General features: G+C 48.6%; 9 protein-coding genes. 4 read left to right on the top strand and 5 right to left on the bottom strand.

The window, feature by feature from the left end; genetic code table 11:
* The first annotated feature begins 110 nt into the window (after positions 1-110).
* The gene (locus CIK99_RS15290) at positions 111-275 is read left to right on the top strand and encodes a hypothetical protein (protein ID WP_158215929.1); all 165 of its coding nucleotides are present in this window, start codon (positions 111-113) and stop codon (positions 273-275) included.
* Positions 276-282: 7 nt separating this feature from the next.
* Here the strand turns inward: CIK99_RS15290 and CIK99_RS06745 are convergent, their stop codons facing one another.
* Both CIK99_RS06745 and CIK99_RS06750 read right to left on the bottom strand, forming a co-directional pair.
* Positions 283-1,662, bottom strand: coding sequence for an arginine deiminase family protein (locus CIK99_RS06745; RefSeq protein WP_144007926.1), 1,380 nt, complete (start codon positions 1,660-1,662; stop codon positions 283-285).
* Positions 1,663-2,030: 368 nt separating this feature from the next.
* Positions 2,031-2,249 (bottom strand): integrase core domain-containing protein, encoded by a 219-nt coding sequence (locus tag CIK99_RS06750; protein WP_158215930.1) that lies wholly within the window; start codon positions 2,247-2,249, stop codon positions 2,031-2,033.
* 91 nt (positions 2,250-2,340) lie between these two features.
* Between CIK99_RS06750 and CIK99_RS15295 the strand changes: the two genes are divergently transcribed.
* Positions 2,341-2,484, top strand: coding sequence for a hypothetical protein (locus tag CIK99_RS15295; protein WP_158215931.1), 144 nt, complete (start codon positions 2,341-2,343; stop codon positions 2,482-2,484).
* A 44-nt stretch (positions 2,485-2,528) separates the two neighbouring features.
* On the opposite strand, the gene CIK99_RS06755 is transcribed toward CIK99_RS15295, so the two are convergent.
* Positions 2,529-2,849 (bottom strand): transposase, encoded by a 321-nt coding sequence (locus CIK99_RS06755; protein ID WP_094380778.1) that lies wholly within the window; start codon positions 2,847-2,849, stop codon positions 2,529-2,531.
* A 533-nt stretch (positions 2,850-3,382) separates the two neighbouring features.
* On the opposite strand from CIK99_RS06755, the gene CIK99_RS06760 reads away from it, so the two are divergent.
* Entirely contained in the window at positions 3,383-5,263 is a 1,881-nt protein-coding gene (locus tag CIK99_RS06760; RefSeq protein WP_158215932.1) for a M13-type metalloendopeptidase, read from the top strand.
* Between the two features lie 194 nt (positions 5,264-5,457).
* Entirely contained in the window at positions 5,458-7,845 is a 2,388-nt protein-coding gene (locus CIK99_RS06765) for a beta-L-arabinofuranosidase domain-containing protein (protein WP_094380780.1), read from the top strand.
* A 121-nt stretch (positions 7,846-7,966) separates the two neighbouring features.
* Here CIK99_RS06765 and CIK99_RS06770 read toward each other — a convergent pair whose 3' ends face one another.
* Together CIK99_RS06770 and CIK99_RS06775 are read right to left on the bottom strand one after the other, a co-directional pair.
* Entirely contained in the window at positions 7,967-10,942 is a 2,976-nt protein-coding gene (locus tag CIK99_RS06770) for a glycoside hydrolase family 2 TIM barrel-domain containing protein (protein ID WP_094380781.1), read from the bottom strand.
* A complete protein-coding gene (locus CIK99_RS06775; RefSeq protein ID WP_094380782.1) occupies positions 10,939-13,245 on the bottom strand; it encodes a glycoside hydrolase family 2 TIM barrel-domain containing protein in 2,307 nt (768 codons plus the stop codon). Before CIK99_RS06775 ends, CIK99_RS06770 begins: the two co-directional genes overlap by 4 nt.
* Positions 13,246-13,463 lie beyond the last annotated feature (218 nt).

Raw genomic sequence — 13,463 nt, forward strand, 5'->3', positions numbered from 1 at the left:
ACAATCTGTTATTTATCTTCAGATTTTTTTTCAATAATTTCAAAGAACGAGAAGTCTGTTCCCAATAAATGGGATAAAGGCTTAGCAGCAATTTCAACCACTTCTTTTAGGTGTGGGAAACTTTAATAAATAATTCAGCCGACACCGCCATCGACCAGATAAAGCGCAAGCAATATCCCGCAAAGATAGCCGAATACACCGGCGACATACTCCTTGTCGGCGTCAACTATGATAAAGAGACGAAGCAGCATACTTGCAAGATAGAAAGAATATGAACTTGCGTCATCTTGCCAACCTTTTGCCGCCCTTATATACTGCCACGCCTGTCTTTGCGCCTTTCACTCCGCCGAGGGTGTAGGCTTCCTCTGTTTGGCTTTGAACGGCTTTTAAGGCTATGGTGTTTGTGGGTGTGGCAGTTTGCCTTTCGAGCACTTGTGTCATGCAGTGTGCCGCACCGTAGCCGTCGATTAGGCTTTCCAGTGGTATCCACTCCACTGTCACGCCTGCCTCACGGAATCTCGTCTGCAGCTCCTCCGACTGTCCTCCCACTGCCATGATGTGGCGTGGGGCTATTGCCAGGAAGTTGTTGGCGTAATGCAGTTCGTCTTCCTCCTTTATTGGGATAATCTTGAAGCCGCGTCCCTTGATATATTCTACAAACGACTTGTCGCGCTCCACCAGTTTATATTCCTTGGTGCCAGGCTGGCGTCCGTATATGTCGCAGGTCACGTATTCCGGGTCGGCAGGAGTGGCATTAAGACGGCTTTCCACCATGGTGCACAGGTCGGAGTCGATGATGTTGAAGTGGGTGTCGAGGTGCATCTGCATCTGCCAGAACTTGTGGTCGCGCACCACTACCACGGTGTCATGTCCGAATGCGTCAGCCTCCATAATCTGGCGTATGCCCTCGTCGTTAGTGCGCATACCGCATCCGATGAGCGAGATTTTCCCCGCGGGGATATAGTCGCCTCCCTCAAGCCTTCCCTCTCCGGTGATGTGAAGGATTGGTTTGCGTCCAAGATGCTCATAGCATAGGTTGATGAGGCTTGTTTCAGGCGAGCGTTGCGTTGAGTTCATATTGCAGATGATGTGTCCGCGTGGTGTCGTTATGCTTTGGTCGCGTGTGAAATAAAGGTTCATGAGCGGCTCGTGTTCATAGGTGGCCTCATAACCGGTGTTGTTGTCGGTTGACCTCAGGTGAACAGTTGGCTGCAGCAAGATACATCTCACGAGGTCGGCACGGCTCATCCTTGACAGCACATACTGCCTGTCATTTTCCGACATTTCCTCGTCAGGTTCATTGAGTCCGCTGATGTCGTATGTCAGCACGTTAGAGGCAAGGGCTCGCAGACTGTCAATTCCCACCTCTTTCAGTATGTCGGCAACGGTGATTACCCTGATGCCGTTGTTTCTGAGCATGGAGATGTAGTCTTGGTGTTCCTCCGCAGCCTTGTCAACGTCGAAGTAGTCTTCAAACAGTCCTGCCGCTGGATGAATAACTCCGTCAAAGAGTTCCTGTCCGGGAGTGTGCATCAGTATAAGCTTAGCATAATCCCATTCCGCCTTTGGCAGATTGGTGTTTTCTTGTGCCATCACCTGTGGATGCCACAATGTAAGCATTGCTATGGACAATGCCACAAATAAAAGTTCTTTCTTTTTCAAAACTATTCTGTATGTTTGTCTTGATTTATTATTTAACGTGCAAATTTAGCAAGAAATCATCACACTGCCAAATTTTTTTTTATGAAAATACTTTTTGATCAAAAAAAAGGTTCATCCGACATTTCGAGTGATACGGCAGTCATGTAGTGCGTAGAATCTTAGCGTAAAGTACTTGACCCTTATCCACGTAGTTCCAATATGATATACTACTACCGCTTTTCAGACCAGCGATGTTAGTTTCTTAGACAAAACTTACATGCATTCCGCAGGTAGAACAACAGGCAATGGGGAGCCTGAGTCCCTTTCCTTGGGTGCTGCAAAGGTAATCATTCTTTGCGGAACTGGCAAGTAATTTGCGATTTTTTTCATCATGCAGCGATTTTGGCATATTTCGTCATCGGGATCTGGTGCTCAATACCCTGATGAGGGCGCTCGGTGTTGTAGTATTCAATGTAGTTCTTGATGCCTTCACGCAGTTCCTTGACATTATCCGTGGGATTGATATATACATACTCGCGCTTGATTGTTCGCCAGAACCGTTCTATCCAAACATTATCCAGGCACCTGCGCCTTCCGTCCATGCTCATGCGTATTCCTTCGCAAGCCTTTTCCCATGTTTGGCATGTGTACTGACTGCCTTGGTCGGAATTGATAATCTCTGGCTTTCCGTGAGACTCTATGGCAAGTGAGGTAATCGCGCATACCGATTACACCTGTTGTAGGATGATCTGTCATATGACGGTCGATTTCCTTCATTATCTCAAGATTCTCATCATTCTCGCTCTTTGGCTGATAGAAGTAAGCGCCCTTGCTGATGCCTAGTACCTCAAGCTGGCGATTGATACTGAGCTCGTTGGAAGGGGATACTAATCCTTTGCGGGTATCGGTATCCCCAATGCTTTGGATACCCGCTTTGCAAAATCCAGTTCCATCTCCAGTTCGCCTATCTTGCGATGGCAACTGTCACGCTCAGCCTCCAGTTTCTTTATCTCCTGCTGCTGTTCGGGGCCGCCGAAAGCGGCAGCAGCATTTGCCAGGAATTCCTTCTTCCAGCGGCTAAGCTGAGCCTGGGTAATTTCATACTTCTTGGCGATGTCGACCAAGGTTGACTGCTCTCTGAGAGCTTCAATCACCACCTTTGCTTTGAACTCAGGGGTGAGTTTTCTACGAGTTGTTTGAGTATTCATTGCGAGTGCAAAGTTACAAAATTTATTTGACTTATGCACTGGTTCGAAAAAATGGGAGTATTATAATACAAAATTAATCTGAGAAAACAAGCGATTTTTGCCCAAATATGGGATAAAAAGTATAGATTTGGGCAAAAACCGACTGATTTTTGCCCAAATGTGGGGTAAAAAGTATAGATTTGGGCAAAACTTATGAACAGAGGACTGACCCAGTTGACCTCAACTGAAAAAGGTTGTCACTTCTTTTACCTCCTAAAGTGACAACTTTTTCTAGTCTAAGTCATAAGAACAATAACCTTGTGGCGTTAAGGTTAATAATCTTATAGTATGATGAAAACACTTATGGCTAATAAGGAAACGATTTTGTTAAGCCAAAAGAGCAATGACAAGCTTGGTCATTCATAGCCATGGCGAGAAAAGGAAGGATGAAATCCACCAAATGAAATAGAAAAAGCATTTAAGAAAAAGGAAGTTTTATTTGATTATTACAAAAATAATCACTAACTTTGCACCAAATTATATTAACTATGATTATGACAACGACAAAAAAACTATTGACATTGGGCATGACAATGCTGTTCGCATTCATCGCCACATCGTGTTCGGACGACAACTCGGCGGAATCGGCAACCGACACCAAACCTTGGCCATACGACGCCAACATGGACACCACTGTTTCGCCAGGCGACGACTTCTTCATGTACTGCAACGGCACCTGGTGGAAAAACTACGACCTTAACGGAAATGATTATTGGGGATTCTGTGCTTATGAGACTGAAGAATATATTGAGAATTATAAGAAAAAGATGAATTCTCCTGCCCTGAATAGAATAAAAGACGACATCCGCAATATCGACAACTCCACCGATGCGGCACTCGCTGCCATCGGCAAGGCGCTGCAGATAACCGAAGGCATTGAGACTAATGAAGACGCATGGCGGGCTATAGGAAAAGCCCTGAAGATGGGCTACCAACCGTTTTTCAAGTTCACTCTCATTCCAAGGTCAAGGGTGATGAAGGCTTGTCTTGGCAAGAGCGACGACTCGGATGACGAAACGGGAAAGCTGGCGAACCCTTATTCGCTACGCTATCTAAGCACTCACCCCGAGCGTCTCGACGACTTCGTGCCGCTTGCCAAGATGAAGACACGATCTACTGGCTACGCAATGCTCGACTGCATATTCAGCGAACTCGGCATACCGGAGTCGGAAGCTACGATAGACGAGGAAGTGTTGGATTGGTACAAACGGGTGCAGGAACTGTCGCCGGAGGAAATAAAGGAAGAGATACACAAATGCATAATGAGAGACATCTGCTTTGCATCGAACAAGGACTTTGAAGAAAACAAGTCGCTGTATGGGATTCGTGGCACTATGGATGATGCCATGCAGAATTTTTATGATGTTCCGATGGCTTATATCCTGTCGCACGACTATATAGCCAGTCTCGATTTGCAGTCGGCAAAGGCTGAGATGACAGAGATATGCAAACAGTTTATCGACGTGCTGAAGAGGCGAGTGGATGCGCTCGACTGGATGAGCGAGCCTACAAAGGCACAGGCGAAGGAGAAACTCGACAAGATGATTCTCAACATCGGCTTTCCCGACAAATGGGTTGATGCGGCACTGCCACAACTCACAGGCTCGTCGCTCGTGGAGGATATGATGCAGATAAGAATTGCCTGGTTCGACGGTTTGAAATCATTGATAGGCAAGCAAATAGAAGAGGATGATAACTCATTTAACATATGGCTTTTATACGGAGACCTGAGCCTTATGATTGACAATGCGTTCTACGAACCGATCGACAACAGTATAACCATACTGCCAATATACCTGATGGAACCCTATTACAGCAAAGACTACTCCGACGCGTTCAACTATTCTACATTTTCCTCTACATTGGGTCACGAGATAACTCATGCCCTCGATATAGATGGCTCGAAATATGATGCCGTGGGCAACAACCGCAACTGGTGGACCGTGGCTGACAAGATGGAGTTTAACACAAGGCAGCAGAAACTGGTCAACTGTTTCAACCTACTCGAGATAATGCCCGACGCTCTGCCCAACGTGTATGCCGACGGCACCAAGACCCTTGGCGAGAACACCGCTGACCTCGGCGGACTCTTGGTGGGCAGGCAGGCGTATATGGAAAAACTCGAGCGCGAGGGCTACAGCAGAGAGGAAATGACGAAGCAGGAGCGCAAACTGTTTCAGGCTTATGCCGAGCAGTGGCGTGCTAAATACACGCCGGAATATGCAAAAAAAATGAAGGAAATCGATGAACATTCACTCCCTCGTGAGCGCGTAAACGGTATCGTGATGAATATTGACCGTTGGTATGAGCTCTACGACGTGAAGTTTGGCAACATCCTCTACCTCACGCCTGAGACGAGGGCACGTATATGGTAGCGCTGAACATCAGTATCTGAAAGAAACCAGATCGACTCGTGTGAAAGATGACTGTTGTGATAACAAAAAGAGCATAAACGATGATTTTGAAACAAAAACAATGTTATGTGTAACATTTTTCATGAGGGTTATTGTCTTTTTTGTGTAACTTTGCACGCAGAAATTAAATTATTTATAAAAATAGACTAAAAACAATGAACAGAAATCTGATCTTTTCGGGACTCGTATGCCTGATGATGCCATGCACGATGATGGCACAAGACAAGCTCTATAGCGACGAGTTTCCATTGAGCGACATCACTCTGCTCGACGGTCCGCTGAAACACGCACGCGACCTAAACGTTGAAAACCTACTGAAGTATGACTGCGACCGTATGCTCGCTCCTTATCGCAAGGAAGCAGGACTCACACCGCGCAAGCCTACCTATCCTAACTGGGACGGACTCGACGGACACGTGGGCGGACACTATCTCTCGGCTCTTGCCATCAATGCCGCGACAGGCAGCGAGGAATGTCGTCAGCGTATGGAGTATATGATTGCAGAACTTAAACTGTGCGCTGAGGCCAACGACAAGCGTGGAGAGGCTTGGGCGAAGAACTATGTGGGTGGTTTCCCACATAGTGCAAAACTGTGGTCAACATTCCGCAAAGGCGACTTTGGACAGTATTTCGGTTCGTGGGCTCCGTTCTATAATCTCCATAAGATGTATGCCGGACTGCGCGACGCATGGCTCTATTGCGGCAATGAAGATGCGCGCCTGCTCTTTCTCAAGTTCTGCGACTGGGCAGTGGATATCACATCCGAGTTGAGTGACGAGCAGATGGAACGTATGCTCGGCAATGAGCACGGAGGTATGGACGAGGTGATAGCCGACGCATACGCCATGACCGGCGACCGCCGCTATCTCGACTGTGCCCGTCGCTTTGCCCACCGACAGTTGCTCACTCCTATGGAGAATCATAAGGATTGCCTCGACAATATGCATGCCAACACACAGATACCAAAGGTGATTGGTTTTCAGCGTATAGCCGAACTCGACGGCGACGCAAAATGGCATGAGGCAAGCCAATACTTCTGGGAGCTTGTCACTAAGCAACGCTCACTCGCCATCGGCGGAAACAGCCGACGCGAGCATTTCCCCACCAAGGAAACATGCATAGACTATGTAAACGACATCGATGGACCTGAATCGTGCAACACATACAACATGCTTAAACTCACCGAGTTCCTTAATCGTGCCAACCCCAATGCCGCCTACGGCGACTTCTATGAGCGCGCCATGTTTAACCATATCCTCTCAACACAACATCCCGAACACGGAGGATATGTATATTTCACATCGGCACGTCCACGCCACTACCGCAACTACTCAGCCCCCAACATGGCAATGTGGTGCTGCGTAGGTACGGGTATGGAGAACCATGGCAAGTATGGACAGTGGACATGGACCCGAAAGAAGGGAGCAAAAGCATCTGACGACGTTCTCTACGTCAACCTCTTTGTCGCTTCGGAGCTTAACTGGCGCGAGCGAGGCATCATCTTGAAGCAAGAGACAGCCTTCCCTTACGGCGAGACATCGGAGATAGCCGTGACAAAGGGTAGGGGAGTGTTTACCATGAAGATAAGGAAACCGGCATGGTGCGACAAGTTTGAGGTGAAAGGCATCGGCTTCGACGCCAAGCAATATGAGGAAGATGGCTTTGTATGCATCTCCCGCAAATGGAAGAAGGGCGACCGCATTGCCATCTCCATGCCTATGCACGGCAGTGTGGAGCGTATGCCCAACGTACCTCAGTATGTGGCAATAATGTATGGTCCCATCGTTCTCGGCATGAAGACCGGCACTGAGGACATGCGTTCGCTCATCGCTGATGACAGCCGTTTCGGACAGTATGCAGGCGGCCGAAAACTGCCTCTCGACAAGGCGCCTATCCTCTTGCCTAAGGAAATCAGCGACATTGCAAAAGACCTTCGCCCCGTAGCAGGCAAACCGCTTCACTTCACCCTTGCCACTCGTATGGAAAACGCCATTCCCGGCGGCGAGCTACAGCCTTTCTTCGAGATTCACGACTCTCGCTATATGATGTACTGGCTTGCCTTGAGCGATGCCGACTATAAGGCATATACCCAACGCCTCGCCGACGAGGAAAGCGCACGCCAGGCTCTTGAGGCTGCCACAGTGGATAAGGTGATGCCGGGAGAGCAGCAGCCTGAAACCGACCACCGCATGGAGACTGACAACTCAGAGAAGGGCAGTACCGAAGGTGTGTTCTATCGCGACGCCCGCGACGGTCACTATTTCTCTTATCTCATGCAGACCAAGGGCGAGACAGCCCTCACCCTACAACTCACCTTCTGGGGACAGGACGAGTGGCGCACGTCGGAGTTCGACATCTATATTGACGACGCATTGCTGACAAGTGTCAACAACTCTCACCGCTGGCGCACCACCCAGTTCAAGACCGTTGATTACCCCATTCCCGCCTCAATGCTCGAAGGCAAGAGCGAGGTAAGAGTGAAGTTTGTGGCACACAAAGGACGCCAAGTAGGACAGATTTACGGAGTAAGACTAAAGAAATAACAAATGAAATTCAGACAACCGAAGAAATAGTTGAGGTCTAATTTGTTTGTTCCGGTTCATAGGGACAGGTACGTTGGTTCGTTAGTTTATCGAGAATCATTGGTACCTGTCCCTATTATTCTTATTGTTCTACTGAAATGACAAACGAATAGTGGTGGGACTGGTTGCCGTCGATGGTGTATTCGGGCAATGTGCGCTTGCCCCAGGTGTCGGCACCTCCCACTCCATGAATGTTCAGGTCGATGTTGAGATTGACAAACTCGCCTCTCTTCAACTCATGGGGATGCTTTACGTTTAGATTTTCCTCACCATAGTTCCATGCATGTAGGCAGAGCGGTTGGCAGCCGTCGATGCGCAATGTACAGTCATCTGATGACAATGATAGCCAGCGCACATCACAGCGGTTGCCGTTGTCCTGCGGACGGACATAATCAACTTGAAAATCGGCGAGCGGCATGGTGTAATGACCAATGTCATATCCCAGTTTGCGGTCAGGATAATTCTCCCAAGGACCGCGACCGTAATACTCCACCTTGTTGAAATCGGATGTCAAGCGCATTCTCATACCAAACTTAGGTATCAGCGGAATATCTGCTTGCGTTGGACGATAGTCGGCTTCAACCTTTATATCTCCTACAGAGTTGATGCTATAACAAAGTTCGTAATCAGCACCTACTGGTAATGTATATGCACATTTTATAAAAGTGATGCCTTTGGAAGAGGAAACCTTGATAGATTTCAGTTGTCGGTTCTCTCCAACCTTCTCCCATGGAGCCACACGTTTGGCAAAGCCTGCCTTCTCTTGGTTGTCATTTTCTGGCTTCCAGAAATACGGTTCGAGAGGAGTTTTGAGGATATTGCGTCCATTGACGTTTATCTCGGTAATAGACCCCTTGTCATCAATCACCACAGAGCCTTTCTCTGTCAACACCTCATAGTCTTCCCTTTTCTTCACCTTCGGGGCTTTGCGAGATGTTGCAGTAAACACAGGGAAAGAATACAGTTCGACAACAAACTGCTCTGATGCCATCACAAAACCTTTCTTTGCCCATGGCGTATCGTCCTTCAACATAGCCTTCACAATGATGGTCTTCTCATTAGATACAATAGTAGTATCGGTAGCATAGTCGAAATCATCTACATCAACCGTCGGGTCCATGCTCTTCTTAATTATCTTGCCGTCAATCATAGAGAAATGTATGGGCTGATAGACATGTTTCACCACATAGTAGTGAGGATGAGGCTTGCGGTCGGGAGCCACAAGTCCGTTGATACAGAAATTGCCGTCGTTGGGTTTGTCGCCAAAGTCACCGCCGTAAGCCCAGAACTCATCATCCATGAGTTCGAGACTGCTTGACAGGCGCATCTTGCTGCCGTCTTTGGGCTTTGCCAGACCCTGATCCACCCAATCCCAAATAGCTGCTCCTGCTATCGAGGAGTCTGCATATATCACATCCCAATACTCCTTCATATTGCCCATCGAGTTACCCATGGCATGGGCATATTCTCGGGCGATATATGGTTTGTCCTTTACCTTTGCTGCATTATCCTTCATCATCTTTGGTGTGGGATAGCCCTCGTCGTAGAGTGAGGAATAACGAGGATGGCAATCGTAGAAAGGCAGGAACGACGAGTCGAAACTCTTCACCTTGTCGTACATAGCCTGGATATTCGGTCCCACGCCTCCCTCATTGCCAAGACTCCAGAGAATGACACACGGATGATTTTTGTCGCGCTCCACGAGCGATGTAGCCCTGTCAACATGTGCCTCCTTCCATGCAGGGTCTTCACCCATGTCCTTGTTGGCATATCCATAGCCATGGCTCTCCTGGTTTGCCTCGTCCATTACATACATACCATAGCGGTCGCATAGCTCATACAGATACTCACGGTCGGGATAGTGGCTTGTGCGTAGGAAGTTGATGTTGGCCTGTTTCATCAGGGCTATGTCCTTCTCGTATGTTGCGTCATCCACATATCGTCCTGTGCGAGGATGATGGTCGTGACGGTTCACTCCGCGCAGTTTCACGTTCTTGCCGTTCACCTTAAACACCTCTCCCACACATTCCACTCGTTTCACACCGAGATGATAGTCAAAGTGTTCAGAGATACTACCCTTATTGTCAAGAAGTTCTATACTGAAAGGATAGAGATCCGGTTTGGCGGCAGACCACAGATGGGGATTGTCGATAGTGTATTCCAACGAGGCAGAAATAGTATCGCCCACAGCTATATCCATTACCTTGCCCTCAATAGTTTTTCCATCGATGTTAAGTCGTACTCCCATACCTTTCGACATCTTACTGCCCATGTTGCATATCTTCACGGCGGCAGTAACAGAAGCCTTGGTAAAGTCGGTATTGGGCTCTGACTTCACCCGATAGTCGGCAATATGCACAAGCGGGCGCACCCACAACTGCACCGAACGGAAGATGCCGCTCAGTCGCCACATGTCCTGGTCTTCGAGATAGCTGCCGTCAGACCAACGATAGACCTCGACAGCTATTTTATTTCGGCCGGCCCGCATGTATTTTGTTACGTCGAACTCTGCTGGCGACATGGAGTTCTGGCTATAGCCAACCCGCTGCCCATTCACCCATACATAGAATGCCGAATGCACACCACCGAAATGCAGAATCAAGTTTTGCTTGAGCATCTCCTTGGTTACATCGAGAAATGTTACATACGAGCCTACCGGGTTGCGATTCCCGTAGGCTGTCCAGTGCTTTGGTGGCTCGGTAGTCACGCTGGGACGGTTGCGCACAAACGGGTAGTTGATGTTTATATAGATAGGTGTGCCGTAGCCTTGCAACTGCCAGTTGCCTGGCACAGCAATCTTATCCCAGTTGCTCAAGTCGTAGTCTTCTCGATAGAAGTCTGTTGGACGCTCCTCAGGATTACGACTCCAGTGGAACAGCCATTGTCCGTCAAGGCTCACGATTTCCTTACACTCTTTCCATTTAGACGGCAGCTGCAGCGTGGCGTGATATGGAAGTTTGTTTATGCTCAGTACGGAGGGATTTTCCCAGTCGTGGGTTGTCTGTGCCTGCGTCTGCAAGACCAGCAATGATATCAATATGAAGAGTATTCTTTTCATAATTTCCTCGATTGGATGTTAAGTATAGCAGTAGGTAGACTGCTTTTGATGCTAACAGTTGTCTTTCCTTTGTTCATGCTGCTGCGGACAACCAGCAGAGCACGGCCTTTCCATGTAGTTACGCAGGAGGAGGTCTTAGGTTCGCGGTCTTGGAGGTCGGCTGAAGCAAAGGCCATCAGTCGGGCTTGTCCCTTAACGACTGCCTCACAGGGGACAGCAGCATCAGGACATACACGCCCTTGGGCATCAACCACCTCGACAGTGATGTAAACAAGATCCAGGCCATCTGCCTTGAGAGTTGGTTTGTCCGCAGTAAGGCGCAAACGGGCAGGCTCTCCGGAAGTAGCCAGCATCACGCTCTTGCCTCCTGCCTCGGCACGCAGTGTTCCTGCCTCATAGGGCACATTGAACACAGCCTTGTATTCTGTGCTGAGACCAACATTCTTTTTCCCTATTTGTTTATCGTTCAAATATAGTGTCACCTCGGGAGCCTTGGTGTACACCTCTACCTCGATGGGGTTGCCTTCCCATCCTTGCCAGTTCCAACTCTCCCAAGTGGGCCATACACTCCAGGCTGTCATGTTTATCTTGCCGCGATAGCCATCGGGTTCTTTTACTGCCATGTACAGATTCTTTGAATCATTCCACAGCAAATCGCGATAATGGCTGATGGGTTTGCGCCAGCCTGTGACATCCACATCGCCGCAATAGGCACCATGCCACTCGGGCACACCGCCTTCGCGCCAGTGTTCGCCTGGCGTCTCGCCATCGTAGTAGTTGCGTCCGATACCGGATTCGCCAAGGTAGTCAAGACCTGTCCACACGATATCGCCGATGATGTATGGATAGTCGCGAACAAGTTTCCAGTTGCTGAACGCATCACGCGGATAGCTCTCGGTCTGCCACATCACACGTTTGGGATTTCGCTGATGATCGCTTGCGTGCTTGAATATCATGTAATTATAACCACCGATATCGAGTACATCAAAGTGCGGATCGAAGATTTCCCAATCGCTGTCCCAAGCACAAAGAGCCTCAGTTACAGGGCGAGTCTTGTCGTAATCTAGGACAGCCTGCTTCAACATCTTTGCAGTGTGTATCACTCGGATGTCCTTGCGCTCTATCACCTCGTTGCCTATGCTCCAGCAGATGATGCTGGGATGGTTGCGGTCGCGCTCAACCATGGCACGGATATCCTCCTGATAACATGAGTCGATGAGTGTAGAGTAGTCGTATGGTTTCTTGGCTGTGCGCCATCCGTCGAAAACTTCGCCTATGACCAGCATACCTATCGAGTCGCAGGCATCGAGGAAGGCGCGTGTGGTGGGATTATGTGAGGTACGGATGGGATTGAAACCGGCATCCTTCATCTGGCGCACCTTTCGTATCTCGGCAGCGTCGAATGCCATTGCTCCCAACACTCCATCGTCGTGATGTACGCAGGCTCCATTGATGAGCAGAGGCTTACCGTTGAGCACAAAGCCTTTTTCGGCATCACAGGTAAACGTACGAATGCCATAGTCAACCGATTGTTGATGGATGACGTTTCCATTTTCTTTCAGTTCCGCCTTCACTTCGTAGCGGAAAGGATTATCTGGCGACCAAAGTTTCGGGTTCATGACTGAGAACGAAGTGGAAACCGTCTTCTGTTGATGAGCAGGTACACTCACCACCATCTGACTTTCGCCTATGACTACCATTGCGTTTCTGTCGCGGTTAGACTCGTTGTTAATGGTAGTTTCAACCTTTACCACTGCCTTGTCGGAGGAGACTTCAGGGGTTGTTACGACAACACCGTTCTCAGCTATATGCAGGGCAGGCATCGTCTCCAGCCAAACATGGCGATAGATGCCAGAGCCGGTGTACCATCGGCAGTTGGGCTGTTCTGAATTGTCAACCTTTACCACTACCTCATTCAGTCGCTTGTCTCTATAGAGGAAAGGTGTAATGTCCACTGTGAACGGTGTGTAGCCATAAGCATGCTGACCGGCTTTCTGTCCGTTAACCAAAACGACAGCCTTCTGATATACACCCTCAAAGAGCAGCTTTACCACTTCGCCCTTGGGAGTGGCAAACCTCTTGCGATACTCACCTTTACCGCCAGGATACCAACCTCCATCGGTACCGCTGGCCCCAGTTGCAGGATCTGGGGCATAGGATATTGCCCAGTCGTGAGGTAAATCAACATTCATGGTCTTACCCTCAAGGGTAAACTGCCAGTCGTTATTGAACAATTGTTTGGTTTGAGCCGAGGCGCATGAGAAGGCCGCCAGCATAATGGTAGATAAAAAGAGATGTTTCATATCGGTAATTAATAATATTAGTAAATATCCAAGTCACTATATCCCAACCGCTAACCTTCTGCCAGGCGGTCAGCCTCGAAGCGAAGAACTCGTACTTTGGCTGTGGGGAATTTGATGGTTTGCCAAATAGGGTTGTTGACGATGTTTGAGAACTCGCCTGTAGCAAGTTTTTCCCATTTATTCCAATCTGTCGATCCCCATAAGGTGTAATGGGTGAC

It is taken from the genome of Prevotella sp. P5-92 (genome assembly GCF_002251245.1).
GTDB lineage: Bacteria > Bacteroidota > Bacteroidia > Bacteroidales > Bacteroidaceae > Prevotella.